At 73.8% G+C, this 23,162-nt stretch carries 20 protein-coding genes; 11 read left to right on the forward strand and 9 right to left on the reverse strand.

Annotated features, from left to right (window positions below; all coding sequences use genetic code 11):
• Positions 1-15: 15 nt before the first annotated feature.
• Positions 16-2,898 (reverse strand): AfsR/SARP family transcriptional regulator, encoded by a 2,883-nt coding sequence (locus H1226_RS16775; RefSeq protein WP_258341573.1) that lies wholly within the window; start codon positions 2,896-2,898, stop codon positions 16-18.
• Between the two features lie 251 nt (positions 2,899-3,149).
• Here H1226_RS16775 and H1226_RS16780 point away from each other — a divergent pair, with 251 nt between their 5' ends.
• The gene (locus H1226_RS16780) at positions 3,150-3,719 is read left to right on the forward strand and encodes an acetyltransferase (RefSeq protein ID WP_258341574.1); all 570 of its coding nucleotides are present in this window, start codon (positions 3,150-3,152) and stop codon (positions 3,717-3,719) included.
• Here H1226_RS16780 and H1226_RS16785 read toward each other — a convergent pair whose 3' ends face one another.
• Positions 3,720-4,697, reverse strand: coding sequence for a cation diffusion facilitator family transporter (locus H1226_RS16785; protein WP_224957480.1), 978 nt, complete (start codon positions 4,695-4,697; stop codon positions 3,720-3,722).
• Positions 4,698-4,780: 83 nt separating this feature from the next.
• On the opposite strand from H1226_RS16785, the gene H1226_RS16790 reads away from it, so the two are divergent.
• From H1226_RS16790 to H1226_RS16800, 3 genes are all read left to right on the forward strand, one after another.
• Entirely contained in the window at positions 4,781-5,719 is a 939-nt protein-coding gene (locus tag H1226_RS16790) for a magnesium transporter CorA family protein (RefSeq protein ID WP_258341575.1), read from the forward strand.
• A 69-nt stretch (positions 5,720-5,788) separates the two neighbouring features.
• Positions 5,789-6,163, forward strand: a complete 375-nt coding sequence (locus H1226_RS16795; protein ID WP_258341576.1) for an alpha/beta hydrolase family protein — start codon at positions 5,789-5,791, stop codon at positions 6,161-6,163.
• 219 nt (positions 6,164-6,382) lie between these two features.
• Positions 6,383-6,715, forward strand: coding sequence for an alpha/beta hydrolase (locus H1226_RS16800; RefSeq protein ID WP_258341577.1), 333 nt, complete (start codon positions 6,383-6,385; stop codon positions 6,713-6,715).
• A 109-nt stretch (positions 6,716-6,824) separates the two neighbouring features.
• Here the strand turns inward: H1226_RS16800 and H1226_RS16805 are convergent, their stop codons facing one another.
• Together H1226_RS16805 and H1226_RS16810 are read right to left on the reverse strand one after the other, a co-directional pair.
• Positions 6,825-7,991 (reverse strand): FAD-dependent monooxygenase, encoded by a 1,167-nt coding sequence (locus H1226_RS16805; RefSeq protein WP_258341578.1) that lies wholly within the window; start codon positions 7,989-7,991, stop codon positions 6,825-6,827.
• A gap of 227 nt (positions 7,992-8,218) precedes the next feature.
• Positions 8,219-9,043 carry a GNAT family N-acetyltransferase gene (locus H1226_RS16810; protein WP_258341579.1) on the reverse strand — a complete coding sequence of 275 codons (825 nt, stop codon included), beginning with the start codon at positions 9,041-9,043 and terminating at the stop codon, positions 8,219-8,221.
• A 305-nt stretch (positions 9,044-9,348) separates the two neighbouring features.
• Between H1226_RS16810 and H1226_RS16815 the strand changes: the two genes are divergently transcribed.
• The 4 genes from H1226_RS16815 (at position 9,349) to H1226_RS16830 (ending at position 13,588) form a co-directional block, all read left to right on the forward strand.
• Positions 9,349-10,722, forward strand: coding sequence for a flavin monoamine oxidase family protein (locus H1226_RS16815; RefSeq protein ID WP_258349436.1), 1,374 nt, complete (start codon positions 9,349-9,351; stop codon positions 10,720-10,722).
• A 37-nt stretch (positions 10,723-10,759) separates the two neighbouring features.
• Entirely contained in the window at positions 10,760-11,266 is a 507-nt protein-coding gene (locus H1226_RS16820; protein ID WP_224957475.1) for a flavin reductase family protein, read from the forward strand.
• A 128-nt stretch (positions 11,267-11,394) separates the two neighbouring features.
• Positions 11,395-12,783 carry an LLM class flavin-dependent oxidoreductase gene (locus tag H1226_RS16825; RefSeq protein ID WP_258341580.1) on the forward strand — a complete coding sequence of 463 codons (1,389 nt, stop codon included), beginning with the start codon at positions 11,395-11,397 and terminating at the stop codon, positions 12,781-12,783.
• Positions 12,784-12,802: 19 nt separating this feature from the next.
• Positions 12,803-13,588 carry a 2-keto-4-pentenoate hydratase gene (locus tag H1226_RS16830; RefSeq protein WP_258341581.1) on the forward strand — a complete coding sequence of 262 codons (786 nt, stop codon included), beginning with the start codon at positions 12,803-12,805 and terminating at the stop codon, positions 13,586-13,588.
• Between the two features lie 56 nt (positions 13,589-13,644).
• Here H1226_RS16830 and H1226_RS16835 read toward each other — a convergent pair whose 3' ends face one another.
• Complete coding sequence (locus tag H1226_RS16835) at positions 13,645-14,973, reverse strand: sugar porter family MFS transporter (RefSeq protein ID WP_258341582.1); 1,329 nt, start codon at positions 14,971-14,973, stop codon at positions 13,645-13,647.
• A 512-nt stretch (positions 14,974-15,485) separates the two neighbouring features.
• Here H1226_RS16835 and H1226_RS16840 point away from each other — a divergent pair.
• Positions 15,486-16,286, forward strand: a complete 801-nt coding sequence (locus H1226_RS16840) for an IclR family transcriptional regulator (protein ID WP_224957469.1) — start codon at positions 15,486-15,488, stop codon at positions 16,284-16,286.
• Between the two features lie 121 nt (positions 16,287-16,407).
• On the forward strand, positions 16,408-18,258 hold the full coding sequence (locus H1226_RS16845) for an Hsp70 family protein (RefSeq protein ID WP_258341583.1): 1,851 nt from the start codon (positions 16,408-16,410) through the stop codon (positions 18,256-18,258).
• A 271-nt stretch (positions 18,259-18,529) separates the two neighbouring features.
• Here the strand turns inward: H1226_RS16845 and H1226_RS16850 are convergent, their stop codons facing one another.
• Positions 18,530-19,108 carry a TetR/AcrR family transcriptional regulator gene (locus H1226_RS16850; RefSeq protein WP_258341584.1) on the reverse strand — a complete coding sequence of 193 codons (579 nt, stop codon included), beginning with the start codon at positions 19,106-19,108 and terminating at the stop codon, positions 18,530-18,532.
• Positions 19,109-19,500: 392 nt separating this feature from the next.
• On the opposite strand from H1226_RS16850, the gene H1226_RS16855 reads away from it, so the two are divergent.
• Complete coding sequence (locus tag H1226_RS16855; RefSeq protein ID WP_258341585.1) at positions 19,501-20,367, forward strand: LLM class flavin-dependent oxidoreductase; 867 nt, start codon at positions 19,501-19,503, stop codon at positions 20,365-20,367.
• Here the strand turns inward: H1226_RS16855 and H1226_RS16860 are convergent.
• Genes H1226_RS16860 through H1226_RS16870 form a run of 3 tightly spaced genes read right to left on the reverse strand, consistent with a single transcriptional unit; the run spans position 20,357 to position 23,162 of the window.
• Positions 20,357-21,130, reverse strand: a complete 774-nt coding sequence (locus H1226_RS16860) for an ABC transporter ATP-binding protein (protein WP_224959612.1) — start codon at positions 21,128-21,130, stop codon at positions 20,357-20,359. The two genes, H1226_RS16855 and H1226_RS16860, sit on opposite strands and share 11 nt — an antisense overlap.
• A complete protein-coding gene (locus tag H1226_RS16865; RefSeq protein ID WP_258341586.1) occupies positions 21,127-22,149 on the reverse strand; it encodes a FecCD family ABC transporter permease in 1,023 nt (340 codons plus the stop codon). Before H1226_RS16865 ends, H1226_RS16860 begins: the two co-directional genes overlap by 4 nt.
• Complete coding sequence (locus H1226_RS16870; RefSeq protein WP_258341587.1) at positions 22,146-23,162, reverse strand: ABC transporter substrate-binding protein; 1,017 nt, start codon at positions 23,160-23,162, stop codon at positions 22,146-22,148. Before H1226_RS16870 ends, H1226_RS16865 begins: the two co-directional genes overlap by 4 nt.

Raw genomic sequence — 23,162 nt, forward strand, 5'->3', positions numbered from 1 at the left:
CCGGCGGCGGGGTGCTCAGCAGGAGCGGAGCGCCTCGCGGGCGGCGGCCAGCTCGTCCGGGCGCCCGGCGAGCTCGGCGAGCGCCACCGCCGCCTCGAAGTGCTCGCGCGCCTCGTCGCGCAGCCCCGCCAGCAGGCAGGTCCGGCCGAGCCGGTCGCGGAGCTCCACCTCCATCGACGCGTGCCCGCGCGCCGGGAACAGCTCCAGTGCGCGCCGCTGGGCGGCGAGCGCGGCGGTCAGGTCGCCGCGCGCCTGCTCGGCCGAGCCGAGCCGGGTGAGGCTGGTGGTGAGCAGCGCCGGATCGGCGGACCGCTCGGCCAGGTCGGCGGCGGCGCGCAACGCCTCGGCCGCGGCGTCGACCTCGCCGACCACGAGCCGGACGCTGCCGGTGTGGCACAGCGCCCGGCCCATCATCCCGGTGCTGCCGAGCTTCTCGCCGAGCGCGTGCAGGTCGGCGAACCACCGCAGCGCCGCCTCGTGCTCGCCGTCGAGGTGCCGCAGGTAGCCGATGACCGAACCGGCGCGCTCCACCGTCCGGTCGTCGCCGAGCTCGGTGGCGAGCCGGATCGCTTCGTCCAGCGCGGCGAGCCCTTCCGCGCGGGCACCGGCCATCGCGGTGGCCATGCCGATCCCGGTCTTCGCCCGGGCCTCCTCCCCGCGCTCGCCGCGGCGGCGCGCGGTGGCCGCGGCGTCCTCGAACAGGGTCAGCGCCTGCGGGTACCGGCAGCGGGCGATCTCCACGGCGCCGAGGCTGGAGCGCAGCGCGGCCACCATCCGCTGGTCGGTGGCCTCCGGGAGGTGGTCCAGGGCGATCCGCACCGCGTTGTGGCACTCGTGGGCCCGGCCGCGCGGCAGCAGCTGGTCGACGACGGCCTCGGCGATCCAGCAGGCGTGGTCGACGTGTCCGGTGGCCACCGCGTAGGCGACCACGTCGGACAGGTCGCCCGCCGAGTCCAGCCAGTCCGCGGCCTCCCGCACCCCGCGGAACGGGGCCGGGGCGCGCTCCGGCGGGATCACCTCGCCCGCGCAGCGCGCGGCGGACAGGTACAGGTCCAGCAGCCGCCCGGCGGCCGCGGTCGTTTCGGCGGTCTCGTCGGCGGCGAGGCGGCGGGCGAACACGGCGACCAGGTCGTGCAGCCGGTAGCGGCCCGCGACCGGCTGCTGCACGAGGTTCGCGTCGACGAGGTCCTCCAGCATCCGCAACGCCTGCGCGGGCGTGCGGTCCAGCATGGCGGCGACGGCGATGCAGTCCAGCTCCGGCGCGGGTGCGCGGCTGAGGGCGCGGAAGGCGGCGCGTTCCGGGACGGGGATCCTGCGGTAGGACAACCGGAACGCGGCTTCGACGCTGCGGTCTCCCGCGGTGAGCTCGCCGAGCCGCGCCTCGTCGTCGGAGAGCCGCGCCACCAGGTCGCCCGCGGTCCACATCGGACGGTTCTGCAGCCGGGCGCCCGCGATGCGCAGCGCCAGCGGCAGCCTTCCGCACAGCCGCACCAGTTCCGCGACGGCGGCGCGCTCCCGCTCGTCGCGCGGTTCGCCGACGACGCCGCCGAGCAGCCCGCGCGCCGCCGCGTCGTCCAGCGGGCCCAGCGAGACCCGGTGCGCCGCGTCGAGCCCGGCCAGCCTGCGGCGGCTGGTCACCAGCACGCGGCTGCCGGGCCCCGCGGGCAGCAGCGGGCGCACCTGCGCGGCGCTCGTCGCGTCGTCCAGCACCACCAGCAGCCGCAACCGGTTCGTCGCCGCGCGCCAGGAGGCCGCGAGCTCGTCCACGTCGTCCGGGATCGCGCTGTCGTCGACGCCGACGGCGCGCAGCAACCGCCGCAGCACCCGTTCCGGCGGCAGCGCCTCGCGGTCCTCGCGGTGGCCGTGCAGGTCCACGAACAGGCAGCCGGCCGGGCAGTGCGCGCGCAGCGCCCGGGCGGCGGTGACGGCGAGCGCCGTCTTGCCCGAACCGGCGACGCCGTCCACGGCGGCGACCGACACCGCACCGGGATCGGCCGCGCCGGTCAGCAGCGCCAGCTCCTGCTCCCGGCCGGCCAGCGGGCCCACGTCGGCGGGCAGTTCGTCGCGGGTGGCGGGACGGGCCGCGACCGCCCGGCGGCGCGGGGCGAGCGCCGCCTCGTCGCCGAGCAGCACGGCCCGCTGCACCCGCTGCGCCGCCGCTCCCGGTTCGACGCCGAGGTCTGCCACCATCCGCTCGCGCAGGTCGGTGAACACCGCGAGCGCGTCCGCCCGCCTGCCGCTGCCGTGCAGGGCGCGCATCAGCAGCACCGCGAGCGCCTCGTCGTCGGGGTGGGCGACGGCGAGCGCCGAGAGCTCGCCCACCGCTTCGGCGTGCCGCCCCAGCTCCAGCAGGCAGTCCGCCTGCTGCCGGGCGAGCGCGAGGCGGCGCTCGACCCACTCGCGCCGCCGGGCCGCCGCGCACGGACCGGGCAACCCGGCCAGGGGTTCGCCGCCGAACAGGGCGAGCGCGTCGGAGCAGTTCCGCACCGCGGTCTCCGGATCGCCCGCCCGCCGGGCGCGGTCCGCCGCGGCGGCGAGCTCGTCCAGCCGCGCCGAATCCAGCCCCACCCCGGCGCCGTGGAACCGGTAGCCACCCCGGTCGGCGCTGATCACCGGGTCCTGCTCGGTGCCCCCGAGGCTCTTGCGCAGCCGGTACACGTAACCGGGCACGACCTTCACGCCCGTCCCCGGCGGTTCGTCGCCCCAGACCTCGTCGAGCAACCGCTGCCTGCTGGTGGTCACGTCCGGCCGCAGCAGCAGGCTCACCAGGAACGCCTGTTGCCGCACCGGACCGAGGTCCAGCTCCGTCGTCCCGCGCCACGCGCGCAGCGGGCCGAGGACGGTGAACCCGAGTCCGGCGCCGGGCACCGGACGGCCGCCCTCCCGCTCCGCCGACATGATCCGGAGCTTACGGGGCCGCCGCCCGCCGGAGGCGCGGTTCGCCCGCACGGCCCCGGATTCACGCGGTCAGCGGGCCTCGTCCAGCCGCCGCGCCCGCACGGCTCGCTCGAACGGGGTGTCACCGCGCACCCGCTGCCCGGCGAGCTCGCGCCGGGGCATTGCCAGCCGAACGGAACAATGGTTAGGCTAACCTAACTAATACGGCGCGGTCGATCGAGCAGGCCCGCTCGCAACCCGACGGAGGCACCATGGCGTGGAGCAGGACCCCGCAGGACATCTCGTTCAGCACCTTCGACCTGAACTGGGGCTTTCTCGCCATCCGGCCCATCGACGTGCGCAACGACGTGACGCTGCTGCACCGGTGGCTGATCGACCCGCGCACCACGCCGCGCTCTCCGGGCCGGGTCTCCCGGGTGCGGCGGCTGCTCGAAGCGATGCTGGTGGAGCCGGAACGCCGCCTGTACCTCGGATTCCGGGACGACATCCCGGCTTTCCTGTTCGAGACCTTCCGCCCCGAGCACGATCCGCAGGCCCCGCGACCGGGCGCGGTGGGCGTGCGGATGCTGTCCGCGCCCGGCGAGGAGGACACCCCGGGGTTCTCCACCGCGATCCTGCGCACCATCGTGAAGCTGGTCCTCGACGACCCGGTCCACGACCGCGTCGTGCTGGAGTCCGATGTGGCCGAAGCCCGGCTGACCCGGCTCGCCGCCGGGTTCCACACCGAGCAGCGGATCACCGCGCACGGCAGTGAGATCTTCGTCAGCACCTGCTCCCGCGCGGACGTGCGCACCGAGTTCGGGCTGGAGGCCGCGGGCTGATCAGCCCCCGTCGAGGCCGTAGCGGGCGAGCCTGCGGGCGCGCACGTGCGGGTCCTCGCGCGGCACCGGCTCCAGGAAGATCTCGTCCAGGTCCGGGAACCGCGCGCGCAGCTCGTCGTCCAGCCGCACGCACAACCGCTCCACGTCCCCCGCGCTGAGGCTGTCCCGGAAGTCGAGGCGGGCGCACAGCAGCACCCGGTCGGTGCCGGTCATCATCGTCATCAGGTCCACGACGGCGCTGATCCCCTCGTGCCCGGCCAGGTGCTCGCGCACACCGCGCACCAGCGCCGGGCCCGCCGAGCGGCCGATCAGCAGCCCCATGTTGGCGCGTCCGAGCGCGTAGGCGACCCCCGCCAGCAGCACGCCGATCAGCAGCGACGCCACGCCGTCCCACACCCCGGAGCCAGTCAGCTGGTGCAGGCCGACCCCGGCGAACGCCAGCAACAGCCCGATCAGCGCCGCCCCGTCCTCGAAGAACACGGTGACCACCGTCGGGTCGTCGCTGCCGCGCATCCAGCGCACGAAGGTGGTGCCCTCGGCCTTCGCCTCGGCGCGGACCTGGAGCACGGCCCGCAGCCACGAGGTGCCCTCCAGCAGGAACGCGCCGCCGAGCACCGCGTAGGCGACCCACGGCAGGGTCTGCTCGGACTCGCCGCTCGCGACGGTGCGCACCCCTTCGATGATGGCGAACACCCCGCCGGAGACGAAGATCGACACGGCGGCGATCAGCGCCCAGAAGTAGCGGGCCTTGCCGTAGCCGAACGGGTGGCGCCGGTCGGCCGGCCGGGACGAGCGCCGCAGCCCCGTCAGCAGCAGGCCCTGCGTGGTGGTGTCGGCCGCCGAGTGCGCCGCCTCCGCCAGCATCGCCCCGGATCCGGTGATCAGGCCCGCCACCAGCTTGAGCAGCCCGATCGCCAGGTTCGCGCCCAGCGCGAGCAGCACCGTCGCCGTGCTCTCGCCGCTCTCCTCCTCGGCCATCGGCCGATCGTAGAGCAGCCGACCGCCCGGAGGCGGTCCTCGCGCGGGGGCCGGCCCGAGCCGCGCGCTGCTAGCGTCGGCGGATGGACATCCTGCGGTCGGTCGACGTCGAACGGATGCGGGCGCTGCGCGAGCGCGGCGAGTTCTTCTGGCTCGACCTGACGGACCCGAACGGCGACGAGCTCGCCACCGTCAGCTCCCTGTTCGACGTGCACGCGCTGGCCATCGAGGACAGCCACGAGTTCGGCCAGCGCGCCAAGATCGACGAGTACGAGCACGGTTCGCTGCTGGTGTTCTTCGGCGCCGAACCCGGCGAGCACGGGCACCCCGCGCTGGTCGAGGTCCACCTCCACCTGTCCGAGCAGGCGCTGATCACCGTCCGGCGCGTGCGGCTGACCGCGGTGGACGACGCGGCCCGCCACCTGTCCGAGAACCCGCCCGCGCACTTGGGCGAGGCGGTGCACGCCGTGCTGGACGCGCTCACCGACAGCCTGCTGACCGCGCTGGAGGGGTACGACGACGACATCGACGAACTGCACGACGCGGTCGCGCTGCAACCCACTCCGGCCACCCGCAGGCGGATCTTCGCGTTGCGCCGCCAGCTGTCCCGGCTGCGGCAGGTCGTGGTGCCGCAGCGGGACCTGCTCGCGCCGGGCGGCACCGTCCTCGACGCGGTGCCCGCGCTGCGGGGGAAGGGTTCGGCGGTCTCGATCCGGGACGTGCACGACCACCTGGACCAGGCGACGCGGCTGCTCGGCTCCTACCGGGAGCAGCTGGCGAGCCTGCTGGACCTGTACCTGGCGGAGGTCTCCACCCGGCTCAACGAGTTCATGCGGCGGCTGTCGGTGATCGCCACCGTGTTCCTGCCGCTGTCGTTCTTCGTCGGTTTCTTCGGGATGAACTTCGGGTGGATGCAGGACAAGATCACGCCCGCGTGGACGTTCTTCGTGTTCGGCATCGGGCTGCTGGTCGCCTCCGGCGCAGTCGTCGCCTGGTACCTGCGGCGCACCGGCGCCCGTTGACGTTCCGCCCCACCACCCGGCACGGCCGGTGCCCGGCGCGGGTGCCGAGCCCGGCGGTAGCGTCGAGCGGTGCGATTCGACGGGATCCGGTTCGACCCGCGGCTGGCCCCGCTGATCGACGAGACACGAGCCTTCTACGCCCGGCGCTCCCCCGGCCGCGGCCCGCGCGGTGCGGACGAACTCCGGTCGATGCGTGCCGCCGCACCCGTTCCCGCACCGTCGGATCCGCCCGCGAGGTGCGAACTCGCCGAGAGCGGCGGGCGTTCGGTTCCGGTCCGGGTGCAGCTGCCCCGCGCGGGTTCGCCCGCGGGGGTGCTGCTCGACCTCCACGGCGGCGGCTTCTACCTGGGTTCGGCCGCCGACCACGACGTCCGCAACCAGGACCTGGCCGACGCGCTCGGCATCACCGTCCTCCAGTTCGGGACCTACGGCCTGACTGCCTGACGCTGAACCTGCCCGGCGGGTCGGTTTCCTGTCAGCGGCGAAGCCGCTGAGCCGACGACCACCTGAGACACCGGCACCGCCGCGGGTTCTCAGCGGCTTCCTCGCGAGGACAGCGATGTCGCCGTGTGTCGGACACACATCAGACATCGATCCCGCAGCGAGGAAGTCGCTGAGGTTCCGCCACCCGAGCACTACGCGACAGAAGTAGCGAGACAGGCAGTGAGCGGGCGGACGCCGAGCGGGCGGTTGATCGCCGACGAGTACTTCATCGAGGCCTACGCGGGGCACGTGCCCGACCGCGCCCACCCGGACGTGTCACCGATCTACGCCGACCTGTCCGGCCTGCCGCCGGTGCGGCTGGTCGTCGGCGCGGAGGACGTGCTGCTCGGCGACAACCGCGCGATGGCCGCGCGGCTGGCCGCGGCCGGTGTCGACGTGGACCTGCGGGTCTACCCCGCCGCACCGCACGGTTTCACCGCCCACCCGACCCCGATGGCGGACGCCGCGCGGGCCGACGTGCGGCAGTGGCTCGCCGGACATCTCGGCGCGTGACGTGCGGGCGGGGGGCGCCGTTCGTCCCCGCCCGCTCCTCGCCGGTCGAGCGGCATCGCACGAGTTCCCGGCACCCGGCGTTGACCTGCCGCCGGGCGGCCGGTGCGCGCTACGGGCGGGTGGCGGCGGCTCGGGCGTCGTGCGAGTGGATCCAGTGCAGCGTGGTGCCGATGCCGGTGAGCTGGTGGTCGCGCCGCTCCGCTTCCGCACCGTCGGGCAGGTGCAGCAGGTCGGAGGCGATCCAGGAGCTGCGCTGCACCGCGCGGGTGCGGGCGCGCCGCAGCCGGGCGTAGCGCCGCAGCGCGGTGCCGCGGTCGCCGTCGCGGAGGCATTCGGCGAGGGTCACGGCGTCCTCGATGGTCTGGTTCGCGCCCTGCCCGTGGTGCGGCAGCATCGCGTGCGCCGCGTCGCCGAGCAGCACCGCGCCGCCGCGGTACCAGCGGTTCAGCGCCCGCTGCCCGAACAGCGCCCAGCGCTGCGGCAGCGAGGTGCGCTCGACCAGTTCCCGCACGCCGGGGTGCCAGTCCGCGAAGCGGTCCCGGATCCGCTCCACCGGCACGTCCTCGGTCCAGCCCGGCGCGGACCACCGCTCGGGTTCGTGCACGACGGCCAGGAAGTTCACGATCGAGCCATCGCCGATCGGGTAGTGCAGCAGGTGCGCGCCCGGACCCATCCAGAACTGGATCGCCTGCGGGTCCGGCAGCGACGGCAGCTGCTCGACCGGCACCAGCCCGCGGAATCCGCTGGTGCCCGAGTAGGTGGCGGGGTCCTCGCCGGTCACCCAGCGCCGCACGGCGGAGTGCACGCCGTCGGCGCCGACGACCACCTCGGCCTCGGTGACCGAGCCGTCGGCGAATTCGAGCCGGTGGCCGGAACCGGCCGCAGAGATCCCGACCAGCCTGCGGCCGAGCCGGACCCGGTCCCCGCACTCCGCCGCGAGCAGCCGTTGCAGGTCGGCGCGGTGCACGCCGTAGTAGGGGGCGCCGAAGCGGCGTTCGTAGTCGGCGGCGACCGGGTGGTCGTGCACCCGGGCGCCGCTGTCCCAGCGCCGGTAGATCAGCTCGGTGGGCACCGCACCGCAGCGGGCGAGCCCTTCGCCCAGGCCGAGTTCGCGCAGCACCCGGGTGCCGTTCGCGGACAGCGCCACGGCCGCGCCGACCTCCCGCAGCTCGGGAGCCTGCTCGTGCACCTCCGCGTCCACCCCGCGCCGCCGCAGCGCCAGCGCGAGCGTGAGCCCGCCGATCCCGCCGCCGATGATCGCCACCGGTGCCGCCATCGCCCTGCCACCCCGATTCCCACAACATCGTTCGTGTACGTACGGACACTGCGGAGGATCTGCCCGATCGCCCGTCCGGTCAAGACCTCTTGGACGCCCGTCGCAACGCGCACCGCGTCGCACTCGTCGCCCGTCCCGGCCTGCGGCGACGGCCCACCAGTCCCCTCCGGCGCGGCACCGCCCGGCGATCCCCCGCGAGTCCGTCCCGGCACCGGACGGCCGAGCGGTCACCGCACCCAGCGGTACGGGGTGGTGGTCGAGACGGCGCGCAGGCCGGAACGTTCCAGGATCGAGCGCGAGTACTCCGTGCAGTCGCTGTGCACCAACGACTTCCCGAGCTCCAGCGCGGCCCGCGCCCGCGCGGCGGTGAGCGCCCGGTAGATCCCGCGGCCGCGCCACTCCGGCCGGGTGGCGCCGCCCCAGATCCCGGCGAAGTCGGTGCCGGGCACGGGTTCGAGCCGTCCGGTGCACACGACGACCCCGGCAGCCTCGGCGAGCCACAGCTGCATGCCGTCGTCGAGCGCGAGCCTGCGCAGCACCGCATCGACCGCGGCGGCGGAGACGGGCTCGCCGAACACCTCGTCCTCCATCGCGCACATCGCCCGCACGTCGGGCTCGTCCACCACCCGGCGCAGCGCGACGCCCGCGGGCAGCGGCACGTCGGCGACGAGCGCCCGGACGGGGCCGATCATGATGGTCTCCGGCTCATCCGGCGCGAATCCGGCGGCGAGCAGGGCGTCGTGCAGGCCGGGGGCGCGGTCGTGGCCGCGGGTCTTCCACTCGACGCGCTCGATCGCCGGGTCCGCGCGGTAGTGCTCGACGACGTCGGCGACCAGCCGCCGGACCTGCCCGGCGCCGGCGCCACCGAGGTCCCGGTAGGTGACGAACCCGCGCCCGCCCGCGTAGGTCGCCAGGCGCAGCGGGCCGCACCTGGCCACCGACAGGGCGCCGGGGATCTCCGCATCGGTGCGCAGTTGGTCGTCGTAGGCCGCCAGCAGGCTCGTCGAGTCGTCCACGCGGATCATCTTCAGCGGCACCATCGGCGCGGACAACCGGTTTTCCGGGCGCGGCCCGGCTCCCCCGAGCGGACGAGCACTCGCGCGACGCGGTCACTCCTCCCGCACATCTGGACCGTTCGTTCACTTACCGAACACCCCATTCGGAGTAGTTCGCATCCGGCTCCGGATCGTGTCAAGTCTCGGTTTCCCGATACATCCTCCGAAAAACCCCTCGACGCGAGTCTTGACGCGGCGAAATCCGCGGGTCCACAATACGCTCGTTCCGTTCATATATTGAACGTTCTGTTCCTAGAACGAACACTCGAAGTCCGTCCCGCGGTGCGCACCCCGGTGCCGCCATCGCAGCTCCGTCCCACCCACCGGCAGCACAGCGCTCGGCCCACCGAGCGCGGCACCGACGACGAATGGAGTGCACAACCGTGACCGAAGAAACCGACGTCATCGTGGTCGGTGGCGGCGTCTCCGGCCTCATCGCGGCCCGCGAGCTCAGCGGACGCGGACTGCGGGTCACCGTGCTGGAAGCCAGGGACCGGCTGGGCGGCCGGGTGTGGACCGACCACCGGCTGGGCCGCGACCTGGAGATCGGCGGCACCTGGCTGCACTGGGTGCAGCCGCACGCGTGGGCCGAGGTCAGCCGGTACGGGCTGGAGGTCACCCGCGGACCGCGTCCGGAGGAGGCCTACTGGCTGGCGGGCGACGAGGTGCGCACCGGCGACCTCGACGAGTTCATGCGGCTCATCGACCCGGGCATGCGGCGGCTGCTGGACGAGACCATGCGGCGCATCCCCCGGCCCGACCAGCCCGCCGCGGGCGCCGAGATCGCCGACGTCGACGGGTTCAGCGTCCAGGACAAGCTCGACGAGCTCGACCTGCCCGTCGAGGAGTACCGGGCCAACGAAGCCGCCTGGGTCGGGCACTTCAACGCCCCGCTGCAGGACGGCGCGTTCACCGCCGCGCTGCGCTGGACGGCCGCCACCGCCGGGTCCTGGCACCTGATGCACGAGGCCTCCGCCGTGTTCCGGCTCGCCGCCGGGACCAAGGCGCTGGTCTCCGCGATCGCCGCCGACGGCGACGCCGACATCCGCACCTCCACCGAGGTCCGGCGGATCGAGCACGACGCCGACGGCGCCACCGTCACCACCGCCGCCGGCGACCGGCTCCGGGCCCGCCGGGTGGTGCTGACGCTGCCGCAGAACATCCTCGGCGAACTGGACGTCTCCCCCGCGCTGTGCGCCGAGAAGCGCGCCGCGACCGAGGAGCGGACCGCGTCGCGGGGCGTGAAGGCCTGGATCCGGGTCCGCGGCCCGATCCGCCCGTTCTTCGCCTACTCCTCGGCCGAGCACCCGCTGTCGGTGGTGCGCACCGAGTTCAACGGCGAGGAGGACGCGGTGCTGGTGGCCTTCGGCGCCGACTCGGAGCGCATCTCCCCGAACGACGTCGAGGCCGTGCGCGCCGCGCTGCGCGCGTGGCGCGACGACCTCGACGTGCTCGAAGTCTCCGGGCACGACTGGATGGCCGACCCGCATTCCAGGGAGACCTGGCTGATGCAGCGGCCGAACCAGCTCACCCAGTACTTCGAAGCCCAGCGGCGCCCCGAGGGCGTCCTTCACTTCGCGGGCGGCGACGTCGCCTCGCTGTGGGCGGGCTTCATCGACGGGGCCGTCGAGAGCGGCCTTCGCGTGGCACGTGAGATCAGCGACGACCTGCGCTGACGCACCCCTGACCAGAACCGGACGAGGAGGCACCACCATGACAACGTCGACTTCGATCATCGAGCCGCGCCAGTTCCGCGACGTGATGGGACATCTGCCCACCGGCGTCGTCGTCGTGGCCGGGCGCGACCACGAACGCGGGACGCCCGCCGGGCTCGTGGTCGGCACCTTCCAGTCCCTCTCGCTGGACCCGCCGCTGGTGTGCTTCAGCGTCGCCACCAGCTCCCGCAGCTGGCCGAAGATCCGCCCGAGCGGCTTCTTCAGCGCCAGCGTGCTCACCGACGGGCAGGACGCGGTGTGCCGCGCGATGTCCGGCAAGCAGGAGGACAAGTTCGCCGAGGTCGACTGGCACGAGTCGGCCGACGGCTGCCCGCAGATCATCGGCGCGCACGCCTGGATCGACTGCCGGACCGTGCAGGAGCTCGAAGGCGGCGACCACCTCATCGTGATCGGCGAGGTCCGCGGCATGGCCACCGGCAGCGGTGATCCGCTGGTGTTCCACCGCGGCAGGCTCGGCGGCTACCGCGAGCCCCTGCACGCCTGATCGCACGTCCCCGGCGCCGCGGCCTTCGGCAGCCGGATTCCCGCACCGCAGCACGCACTTCCCGGGGTGGGCCGTCGCGCGACGGCCCGCTCCGGTCCCCGGCACGCCCCGCTACCGAACTGGAGCCGATGATGTCTCGCCGCATTCGACTGTTCGCTTTCGACTTCCAAGGCCCGGCGCACCTGTCCGCGGGGCTCTGGCGGCACCCCGAGGACCAGGGCTCGCGCTACAAGGACGTCCGCTACTGGACCGAGTACGCGAAGATGCTGGAGGAGGCCCGCTTCGACGGCGTGTTCTTCGCCGACAACGCCGGGTACCACGACATCTACGAGGGCAGCGCCGCCGGCGCGCTCGCCGACGCCGCGCAGCTGCCGGCGAACGACCCGTCGCTGGTGATCTCGGCGATGGCCGCCGCCACCGAGCACCTCGGGTTCGGGCTCACCGGCTCCACCACCTACGAGCACCCGTACGCGCTGGCCCGGAAGTTCGCGACCCTCGACCACCTCACCGACGGGCGCATCGGCTGGAACCTGGTGACCTCCTACGCGGGCAGCGCCGCGCGCAACCTCGGCAACGGGCTGCTCACCCCGCACGACGAGCGCTACGACGTGGCGGCCGAGCACCTGGAGGTCTGCTACAAGCTGTGGGAGGACTCCTGGGAGGACGGCGCCGTGGTCCGCGACGCCGAGCGCGGGATGTGGGCCGACCCGTCGCGGGTGCACGACATCGACCACCGCGGCAAGTACTTCACCGTGCCCGGTTTCGCCCTGTGCGAGCCGTCCCCGCAGCGCACCCCGGTGCTGTTCCAGGCGGGCGGGTCCTCGAAGGGCCGCGCGCTGGCGGCCGCGCACGCCGAGGGCGTGTTCGTGAACTCGCTGTCCAAGACCTCGCTGCGGCGGCAGGTCGACGCGCTGCGCACCGAGGCCGCCGCGTTCGGCCGGGACCCGCGATCGCTGCGGGTGCTGCAGATGCTCAACGTCGTCGTCGCCCCCACCGACGCGCAGGCGCACGCCAAGCACGAGGAGTACCGCAAGCTGGTCAGCTACGCCGGCGCGATGGCCCGCTACAGCGGCTGGACCGCGCTGGACATGTCCCGCTTCGACCCGGACGTGCCGCTGCGCCACGTCAAGACCGACGCCGGGCAGACCATGGTCGACCTGTTCTCGAAGCTGGACCCGGACAAGGAGTGGACGCCGCGCGACATCGCCGAGTTCATCGGCATCGGCGGCAGCGGACCCACCATCGTCGGCTCCCCGCAGACCGTCGCCGACGAGCTGCAGAGCTGGATCGACGAGGCCGACATCGACGGCTTCAACCTCGGCCACGCCGTGAAGTACCGGGACATAGCGGACTTCGCCGAACTCGTCGTGCCCGAGCTGCAGCGCCGCGAGGTGATGTGGACCGAGTACGAGGGCCGCACCCTGCGCGAGAAGCTCCACGGCCCCGGCACCGTCCGCCTGCCCGCCGACCACCCGGCCCGCAAGACCGGCCGCACCCAGCTCGCCGCCGCGATCTGACCACCGGAGGAGGCTTCCCGTGCAGGACCAGGACATCCGCGACGTCGCCACGCTGCTGCGCGACGCACGCGCCAACCGGACCCCGGTGCCCGCGCCGACCACCAAGTGGCCGGAGCTGGACGCCGACGCCGCCTTCGCGGTGCAGCGGCACAACGCCGAGCTGGCCGTCGCGGGCGGCGACCGGATCGTCGGCTACAAGCTCGGCAACATCGCCAAGGCCATGCAGGCCGCGTTCGGGCTGGACCGGCCCGACTACGGGTACCTGCTGGCGAGCGGATTCGCGCCCGAGGGCGTGCCGATCGCGCGGGACCGGTTCATCGCCCCGTTCGTCGAGTTGGAACCGGCGTTCCTGCTGGCGGCACCGCTGCGCGGGCCGAACGTGACGGTCGCCGACGTGATCGGCGCCGTGGACTGCGCGATGCCGGCCATCGAGATCATCGACTCCCGGGTGCAGGACTGGGCGATCTCGCTGCCGGACACCGTGGCGGACAACGGTTCCACCGGGGCGGTGCTGCTCGGCGGGACGCCGCGGCGGCTCACCGAGCTGCGGCTGAGCGACACCAGGGGCGCGCTGCGGCTCGACGGCCGGGAGGTGGTGGCGGGCAACACCCGCAACGTGCTGGGCAACCCGCTGGCCGCGACGGCGTGGCTGTGCAACCGGCTCGCCGACTACGGCATCGGGTTCGAGGCCGGGCAGGTCGTGCTGCCGGGCAGCTGCCTGGAAGCGGTGCCGGTGGACCGGGCCGGGCACTGGTCCGGTGAGTTCACCGGCTGGGGTTCGGTCGAGTTCGAGGTCACCGAGTGACCTCCGCGCAAGTGACGGCGGGGTTCCGGGGCGCACCCGGAACCCCGCCGCGCGCGCTAGTCCTGGTCCGCGGTGGAGATCCCGGTCAGGGCGCGCCCGGTGGTCTCCGGCGCCAGCACCTGCGAGACGACGGCACCGACCACGCAGATCCCGGCCGCGACGAGCATCGTGGTGGCGGGCCCGAGGTCCTGCATCGACCACGGGAACAGGAAGGTGCCGATCGCGGCGCCGACCCGGCTGACCGCGGTGGCGAACCCGGTGCCGATGCCGCGCAGCTCGGTCGGCAGCACCTCGCCCGGGTAGACGCCGGTCAACCCGGTGCACATCGCGTTGGCGAAGGCGAACACCAGGAAGCAGGCCAGCACCAGCACCGGCGGTGCCGAGGACCACAGCGCGATGATCACCAGCACCACCGCGCAGACCCACTGCTGCGGGATGGTGAGCATCCGCCGCCCGACCCGCTCGATGAGCAGGCAGGAGACCACGACACCCGCCAGCGCGACCCCGTTGACGCCGATCGCGCCGACCAGGCCGTCCTCGCCGAGCCCGTAGCGGGCGAGCACGCTCGCGGAGAAGGTGGCGATGGCGAAGTACGGGGTCACGGTGCAGAACCAGAACACCGAGATGAACGTGGTGGAGCGCCAGTGCTCGCGGGAGAACAGCATGCCGAACCGGCCGGGCCGCTGCTGCTCCTCGGTGATGTCCGCGCGGTCGGCGCGGTCGGCGATCCAGGTGGTGGCGATCCGCTCGGCTTCCTCGGTGCGCCCCTTGCTCATCAGCCACCGCGGCGATTCGGGCACGCCGAGCCTGCCGAGGAACAGGATCACGGCGGGCACGGTGCTGGTGCCGAGCACGAGCCGCCAGTCCGCGTCGACCGCGGTGAGGGCGAAACCGACGATGAAGGCGCCGACGAACCCGATGTACCAGGCCACTTCGGCGAACGACAGGCACCGGCCGCGCAGCCGCGCCGGGGCGAACTCCGTCATCAGCGGCCAGCTGATCGAGTACTCGGCGCCGATCGCCACGCCCATCAGCAGCCGCACGAGGAACAGCTGCCAGCTGGAATCGACGAAGAACTGCAGCACCGAACCGACCACGAACAGCGCCAGGTCGAGGGTGAACATGGGTTTGCGCCCGAACCGGTCGGCGAGCCAGCCGCCGAGCGGCCCGCCCGCAAAGATGCCGATCAGCGCGGCGGCGCCGATCAGGCCTTCGCCGTAGACCGACATGTGCAGGTCGGTGGTGATGGCGCCGATCACGGTCCCGACGATGCCGAGCACGTAGCCGTCGATGAACATGCCGCCGGCGACGACGAGGGTCAGCCGGAGCAGGAACCGCTTCCGCTCCTCCGGCGTGCGGGTGGCGGCGACTGCGGTGGTGGTCACCAGTGCGTTTCCTTCCTGGTGGAGCACCCGCGAGCGCGGTCGGTGCGCGGCGGCGGGTGCGCGGAGGTGCGGCGGCGGGCCGCACGGTCGGGGGTGAACGCGCGGCACCGACCAGTCCCTAGCGCGTTCACCATGTGAACACAACGGCCGAGAATCCTTCGGGAAATCGGCGGCGGAGTCAAGGATCCACCGCACATCTCCGGATTCCGCCCAGGCCGGCGAACCGAACGAGCCGACACCGGAACCGGACACGACGTCCACCATGCGACCACGGAGGGTGCCGAGCCGAACACCGACAGCAGCGGCACCTCGTCGTGCCTCGCCCCCGTGCCCGGAACGCCGCGCCGGACCGTACCGGTCGCCGCGCACCCGGCCGCGCCCTCCCCCGGGCCCACCAGGAGGGACACCCCCACCACGCCACCGCGTCCACGAAGTGAACGCGGCTGTTAGGGTGGCCGCACGGCTCGGGCCGCGCGGCCCGGGAACGGGCCGGAGCGGGAGGCGGAAGCGGTATGGGCGACGACGACACGCCCGAACAGACCGGCATGGTCAACAAATCGGTGACCAAGGCCGTGCGCCTGCTCCGCGAGATCGCCGCCCAGCCGCGCAACGGCGCCACCGTCACCACCCTCGCGAAGGCCGCCGGGCTCAGCAGGCCCACCGCGTTCCGGCTGCTCTACAGCCTCGAGCAGGGCGGGCTGGTGGACCGGATCGACACCCACTACGTCCTCGGCTGGGAACTCGCCCGGCTCGGCCGCTCCGCCGACCCGTACGCGGGCCTGGTCGCGCACGCCCAGCCGCTGCTGGACGAACTGGCCGACTCGTTCAACGAGACCGTCACGCTGTCCATCCCGAACGCGCAGGACGGGCTCGACCTGGTCGCCGAAGCCGCCGGATCGCACGTCGTGGGCGTGCTCACCAGCAACCTCGTCGGGCAGCACTACCCGGTGCACGCCAGCTCCACCGGCAAGGTGCTGCTGGCCGACCTGCCCGCCGAGAAGCTGCGCGCGATGCTGCCCGAGAAGCTCGAAGCCTTCACCCCGGACACCATCACCGACCGCACCGCGCTGATCAAGGAACTGGAGCAGGTGCGGGAGCAGGGCTTCGCCATCATCGACAACGAGCTGGAGCACGAGCTGCTCTCGCTGTCGCGCCCCATCCGGGACAGCGCGGGAACGCTGGTGGCGATCCTCACCCTCAACGGGCCGCGCAGCCGCTTCGGCCGGGCCCGGATCCCCGAGGCGCTGCAGCACATGCAGCGGATCGCCGACCGGCTCACCGAGCTGTTCTGGCGCGACTCCCTCGCGGGCTGAGACCGGTTGCCCCCTTGTGGAGGTAGGGCGAATACCGCACCCGCGCATAGACTTGCCCGCGCTCGAGTTGTGATCGTTCTTCACTTTCACCGAACTCAGGGGGGCGCGCGTGCGGTACGGCGTGGGGATCGATCTCGGAACGTCCTTCACCTCGGCCGCGATCAGCGGCCCCGACGGCACCCGCATGGTGCCGATGTCCCCCGCGGTGATCGTGCCCTCGGTGGCGCGGCGCGGCGACGGCGGCATCCTGCTCACCGGCGAAGCGGCGGCGGACTCCGCGGGCGACCCCGCCTCGACCAGCCGGAACTTCAAGCGCCGCCTGGGTGATCCGACGCCGCTGGTGCTCGGCGGGTCGACCTACTCCCCCGCGGCGCTGATGGCGGCGCAGCTGCGGGACGTGCTGGCCACCGTCACCCGGATCTCCGGCGAGCCGCCGCACTCGGTGGTGCTGACCTACCCGGCGATCTGGGGGCCGTACCGGCGCGAGCACTTCACCGAGGTGCCCCGGCTGGCGCGCGTCCCGGACTTCCGGCTGATCACCGAGCCGGAGGCCGCGGCGACGCACTACTCCAGCGAACGGCGGCTCGGCGACGGCGAGATCATCGCCGTCTACGACCTCGGCGGCGGCACCTTCGACTCCACCGTGCTGCGGATGCGCGGCGGGGAGGTGGAGATCCTCGGCACCCCGGAGGGGATCGAGCACCTCGGCGGCATCGACTTCGACGAGGCGCTGTTCGCGCACGTGGACCAGCGGCTGGACGGGGCGGTGGGCGCGCTCGACCCGGCCGACCCGGAATCCGCGGCGGCGATCGCGGCCGTCCAGGCGGCGTGCGTGCGCGCCAAGGAGGAGCTCTCCACCGAACCCGACGTGCGGCTGAGCCTCCCGCTGCCCGCCGGGACCCGGGAGATCACCATCACCCGCCTGGAGTTCAACGAGATGATCAGGCCGTCGGTGCGGCTGACCATCGAGGCGCTGCACCGCACCACCGCCTCCGCCGGGCTGCGCACCGAGGACCTCTCGGCGGTGCTGCTCGCGGGCGGCTCGTCGCGGGTCCCGCTGATCTCGCAGCTCGTGGCGCAGGAGTTCGGGAAGCCGCTGCGGGTGACGCTGCACCCGAAGTACACCGTCGCGCTCGGCGCGGCGCTCGTGTCCGCCCGGCCGGCCCCGCGGCCCGAGCCCGTCCCCGCACCCGCCGCGACGCCGGGCCTGGCGGACGCTCCGACGACGCGCACGCCGCTCCCGCCTCCCCCGCCCCGCGCGGCGCCCGAGGAACCGACGGTCCGGGTCGCGGCCCCTCCCGGGCCGCCGTCCCGCCGGAAGTGGTGGTGGCCCGCGATCGCGGCGGCCGCGGTGGTCGTCGTCGGTCTCGTCGCCGTCCTCGCCGTCGCCACGCGATCCACCGCTCCCGGCGGACCGCTGCCGCTGTATGAGGGCGGCGCGGTCGCCGAGTCCTTCGCCGGGTACCTCGGGTCCGACAGCAACTGGAGCGGCACCGCCATCCCGCCGGAGGGGGTCGCGCACCCCGGCGAGATCGCGGCCACGCCCGACGGGGACGGGATGCGGGTGGTGTGGAGCGGGGACTCCACCGCGCAGGTCTACCTGCAGACCACGAACCCGGAGGGCTCGCTCGACCTGACGCCCTACGTCGACGGCGGTGGCGCGCTGGTCTTCGACGCGCGGCTCAACGCGGAACCGGGCGAGGGCACCGCGGAGATCGCCGAGCACTGCCACTACCCGTGCGCCGGCGCGCTGCCCGCCGCGAAGCTGTTCGGGGAGCTGCCGGTGGGGCGGACGACGACGGTGAAGATCCCGCTGACCTGCTTCACCGCGGCGGGCCTGGATCCGGAGCGGGTGAACACGCCGTTCCTGGTCTCCGCCCAACGACGCCTGGACGTCACCTTCTCCGACGTGCGCCTGGAACCCGACACGGCGGAGGACCCGGACACCAGACCCTGCACGTCGATCCGCTGACACCCAGGTGAACGCCCCACCCACCCAACCTCCCCAGGCAAGTGGCCCACTCACCCCACCAGGCTCACCAGGTGAGTGGCCCCTTCGACCAACCACGCTGGGCAAGCGGGCCACTCACCTCGGGTGGTCGCGGAACACGAGCCGGGTGACCCCGCGTAGCCGCTAGGTGAGTGGGCCATTCGACCAACCACGCTGGGCAAGCGGGTCACTCACCTCCGCAGGTTGCGCGCGGAGTGGGCGTTGGGTCGGGTCGGCTGGTGGGTGTTCGGGGTCAGGGCGCGGTGCGGAGGCCCGCGACGAGGACGTCGACGAGGCGGCGCGCGTCGTAGCGCGGGTCGTCTTCCGCGCCGATGCAGAGGTTCCCGACGCCGCGCATCAGCTCGATGGCCTCCAGGTCGGCGCGGATCTCCCCCGAGCGCGCGGCGGCGGCGAGCAATTCCGCGCACACCGGCAGCAGCCGGTCCAGGAAGTAGGCGTGCAGCGCCTCGAACCCGTCCTCGTCGGAGCGCAGCACCTTCGCCAGCCCGTGCTTGGTGACCAGGAAGTCGACGAACAGGTTGATCCACCGCCGCAACGCGGCGTACGGGGTCGCGCAGCCCTCCAGCAGCACCGGCCCGGCTTCGGCGCAGGCTTCGATCTGGTGCCGGTAGACGGCGATGATGAGATCGGACCGCGTCGGGAAGTGCCGGTAGATCGTGCCGGTTCCGACCCCGGCCTGCGCGGCGATGTCGCGCACCGGGGCTTCCACGCCGGAGCGGACGAACACCGCGGCGGCGGCGTCCAGCAGCGTCCTCTCGTTGCGCTGGGCGTCCGCCCGCTTGGGCCGCGCCGCGCCGTCGTCTCCGCCCACCGTGCTCCCCTCCCGATGCGGACTTGCCATGCGGAACGCTGTTCCGTATAGTTTCCGGAGTGCGGTTCCGGTTGTTCCATGATGCCAGAGCGGGGCGGCCACCGGAACGCCTCGCCCGACCGCGGCGCCGGCGCGAGCGGGAGCGCTCCACCGGCGCGGCTCCCCGCCCCGAGCGGACCCGGTGCGATCGAGCGACCACCGTGCGACGAACCTGAGGAGAACGGCACTTCCGCGACTCCTCGCCGGGGAAGCCGCGGCACGGCGACCGCGGATGCCGCCACCGCCGACCGGCCGACCCGCGCCGCACCCGTCCTGCCCACCACGATCCCACATCTGCACCAATTAAACGGAACTTTGTTCCGATTGCACTCGACAACACTGGAGGATCCCTCGTGACGCACTCCACCCGCCCCAGCTTCGGGATCGCGACCGCCCCGCAGAACCTGCACCACCGCGACCTCCTGGAGGTCTGGCGCGAGGCCGACGCGATCCCCGAGATCGAGCACGCCTGGCTGTTCGACCACCTGATGCCCATCGGCGGTGACCTGGACGGCCCCGTCTACGAGGGCTGGACGATGCTCGCCGCGCTCGCCGCCGCCACCCGCCGGTTGCGCGTCGGCGTGCTGGTGACCAGCAACCGGTTCCGGCCGCCGGCGGTGCTCGCGAAGATCGCCACCACGGTGGACGTCATCTCGGACGGACGGCTCGACTTCGGCATCGGCGTCGGCTCCCGGCCGGACCACCCGCTGGCCCACCGCGAGTACGCCGCGCACGGGATGCCGTTCCACGACACCGCCCGCGCGGTCGGCGCGCTCGACGAGGCGTGCACGGTGATCCGGCGGCTGTGGACCGAGGACGAGCCGTTCGACTTCGACGGCGAGCACGTGCAGCTCACCGGCGCGTTCGGCAACCCGAAGCCGGTGCAGCGCCCGCACCCGCCGATCCTCATCGGCGGGCGGGCCGCAGCGACGCTGCGGATCGTCGCCGCCCACGCGGACGTGTGGAACATCCCCGGCGGCGACATCGAGGACGCGAAGTCCCGCAGCGCCATGCTGGACCGCCGCTGCGCCGAGATCGGCCGCGACCCGGCGGAGATCACCCGCTCGATCCACCTGGCGGTGGACTACGAGCGGCCCGCCGAGACCCGTGAAGCGATCGGCGCGGCGGTCGAGGCCGGGTTCACCCACGTCGTGCTGGGCCTGCCCGCGCCGTTCCCGCCCGAGGTCGCCCGCTGGGTCGCCGACGAGCTCATCCGCTGACCGGCAGCTCCGGCAGGAACCGGACGTGCGGGTGGCCGTCCACTTCGGACACCTCGCAGCGGACGCCGTAGACCTCGGCGATGGTCCGCTCGGTCAGCACCTCCCGCGGGGTGCCCGCAGCCACCACCCGGCCGCCGGAGAGCACCGCCAGCTCGTCGCAGAACATCCCCGCCAGGTTCAGGTCGTGCAGCGCGATCACGCTGGTCACCGGCAGCCGCCGCACCAGCGCCAGCAGGTCCAGCTGGTGGGCGATGTCCAGGTGGTTCGTCGGCTCGTCCAGCACCAGCTCCACCGGTTCCTGCGCCAGCGCCCGCGCGATCTGCGCGCGCTGGCGCTCCCCGCCGGAGAGCCCGTGCCAGCGCCGGTGCGCCAGCCCGTCCAGGCCGGTCTGCGCCAGGGCGCGGCGGATGATCTCCTCGTCCGCCGCGCTCCGCCCGCCCCAGCCGCTGCGGTGCGGGGTGCGGCCGAGGGCGACGACCTCGGCGACGGTGAGGTCCACGTCCGTGCCGACCTGCTGCTCGACCACCGCCACCCGCCGGGCCAGCTCGCGGCGCGGCCAGCGGTCGGTGGTCCGGTCACCGACCGCCACCGTCCCGCTCGCCGGGCGGCGCAGGCCCGCGAGCAGCCGCAGCAGCGAGGACTTCCCGGACCCGTTCGGCCCGAGCAGACCCACGGTCCGGCCGGGTTCCACGCGCAGCCGCACCCCGTCGAGGATCAGCGCTCCCCCGGCCGACCAGGACACGTCGTTCGCGGTCAGGCTCACGAGACCCTCCCCCGCTTGGCCAGCAGCACGGCGAACGCGGGCACCCCGACGAGCGCGGTGACCACGCCGACCGGCACCTCCTGCGGCGCGGCGATCGTGGTGGCCAGCACGTCCACCCACACCAGCAGCACCGCGCCCAGCACCGCCGTCACCGGCAGCAGCGCGCGGTGCCGCGGCCCCACCAGCAGCCGCGCCGCCTGCGGCAGCACCAGGCCGACGAACCCGATCGCGCCCGCGGCGGCCACGAGCGTCGCCGCCAGCAGCGCCGTCGCCACCAGCAGCACGATCCGCAACCGCTGCACGTGCACCCCGAGGGAGGCCGCCGCGTCCTGGCCGAACGCGAACGCGTCCAGCGCCCCGGCCCGGGCCAGGCACAGCACCAGGCACGCCGCGCACACGATCCCGGCCAGCACCACGTCGTTCCACCGCGCCCCCGACAGCGACCCCAGCAGCCAGAACAGCACCCCGCGGGTCTGCTCCGCGTCCGCCGACGTGATCACGATGTAGGAGGTCAGCGCGGAGAACAGCTGGGTGCCCGCGACTCCGGCCAGCACGGTGTGCCCGGCGGCGCCACCCGCGACCGACGCCAGCAGCAGCACCAGCGCGAACGCCACCAGCGCTCCCGCGAACGCCCCCGCGGTCAACCCGATCGCCCCGGCCCCGAGCCCCAGCACCACCACCGACACCGCGCCCGTGGAGGCCCCGGCCGACACCCCGAGCAGGAACGGGTCGGCGAGCGGATTCCGCAGCAGCGACTGCAGGACCGCCCCGCACACCCCCAGCCCGGCACCGCAGATCGCCGCCAGCAGCGCCCGCGGCAACCGCAGCTGCAGCACGATGCCCTGCCCGATGCGGGACACCTCGGTGTCCACCAGCCCGAGCCGGTGCCCCACCACGCTGCCCACGTCGGCGACCGACAGGTCCGCGGGCCCGAGGGTGACCGCGGCGGCGATCGACAGCAGCAGCGCCGGGATCCCGGCCAGCACGATGGCGGAGGCGGGCAGCCGCCCCGCCGTCACCGCTGCCGGTCCAGCTCGACGAGCCGGTCCGCGAGCCGCTCGATGCCCTGCACGGTGCGGAGGCTGATGTTCAGCTCGGTGCCGGTCATGCTCAGCAGGTGGTCGTCGCGGACCGCGGCGAGCCGGGACACCGCCGGGTCCTCGTGCAGGAACCGCTCCTTCGCCGCGAGCCCGTCGCCTTCGCCGTCGCGGGTGAGGTCGCCGAGCACCAGCAGGTCCGGGTCGCGGGCCAGCACGTCCTCCCAGGACACCTGCGGCCACATCGAGGTGACGTCGTCGTAGGCGTTGCGCACGCCCAGCTCCCTGGCCATGATCGCCGGAGACCCGGTGGAGCCCGCCACGTACGGGGATTCGGTGCGGGCGAACCAGAACAGCACCGAGGTCTCGCCGCGCGAGTCCAGCCCGGCGACCTTCTGCCGCGCCGCCTCCACCCGGCCGCGCAGCTGCTCGTTGAGCGCCCGGCCCCGCTCGGGGACGCCGAACAGGTCGGCGATGTCCTGCACCTCCTGGTGGATGTCGGCCAGCTGCACCGGTTCCGGCAGCGGCGCCTCCTCCGGCAGGCAGTTGCTCGGCGACAGGTAGGTGGGCACGCCGAGCTCGGTGAACCGCTCGCGGTCGGCGACGCGCTCGTCGGTGAACATGGCCTGGTAGGCGCCGAGCACGATGTCCGGTTCGGTGTCCAGCACGGACTCGAACGACGGGGTGTTCTCGGCGAGCTTCGGCACCCGCGCGTTCGCCGCGGCCAGCGGCGGGTCGACCGGCTCCGTCCAGGTCGCGGTGCCCACCATCCGGTCGGCCAGTCCCAGCGAGAGCATGATCTCGGTGGTCGACTGGTTCAACGACACCGCCCGGCGCGGCGGTTCCGCGACGGTGACCTCGGTGCCGCAGTTGTGCAGCGTCGTCGCCCCGGCCACGGGTGCGGTGTCGTCGGCGGGGGCGGCGCAGGAGACCAGCACGGTCGCGGTCAACGCCACCAGTCCGGCCCGGAACGCGCGGGGGCGCGAGAACGGCAT

This window comes from Saccharopolyspora gregorii (assembly GCF_024734405.1).
GTDB lineage: Bacteria > Actinomycetota > Actinomycetes > Mycobacteriales > Pseudonocardiaceae > Saccharopolyspora_C > Saccharopolyspora_C gregorii.

Excerpts from the sequence above, each read along its gene's own strand:
- H1226_RS16775 (WP_258341573.1), bottom strand. The coding sequence starts at position 2,898 with ATGTCGGCGGAGCGGGAGGGCGGCCGTCCGGTGCCCGGCGCCGGACTC.
- H1226_RS16780 (WP_258341574.1), top strand. The coding sequence starts at position 3,150 with ATGGCGTGGAGCAGGACCCCGCAGGACATCTCGTTCAGCACCTTCGAC.
- H1226_RS16785 (WP_224957480.1), bottom strand. The coding sequence starts at position 4,697 with ATGGCCGAGGAGGAGAGCGGCGAGAGCACGGCGACGGTGCTGCTCGCG.
- H1226_RS16790 (WP_258341575.1), top strand. The coding sequence starts at position 4,781 with ATGGACATCCTGCGGTCGGTCGACGTCGAACGGATGCGGGCGCTGCGC.
- H1226_RS16805 (WP_258341578.1), bottom strand. The coding sequence starts at position 7,991 with ATGGCGGCACCGGTGGCGATCATCGGCGGCGGGATCGGCGGGCTCACG.
- H1226_RS16820 (WP_224957475.1), top strand. The coding sequence starts at position 10,760 with ATGACAACGTCGACTTCGATCATCGAGCCGCGCCAGTTCCGCGACGTG.
- H1226_RS16825 (WP_258341580.1), top strand. The coding sequence starts at position 11,395 with ATGATGTCTCGCCGCATTCGACTGTTCGCTTTCGACTTCCAAGGCCCG.
- H1226_RS16840 (WP_224957469.1), top strand. The coding sequence starts at position 15,486 with ATGGGCGACGACGACACGCCCGAACAGACCGGCATGGTCAACAAATCG.
- H1226_RS16870 (WP_258341587.1), bottom strand. The coding sequence starts at position 23,162 with ATGCCGTTCTCGCGCCCCCGCGCGTTCCGGGCCGGACTGGTGGCGTTG.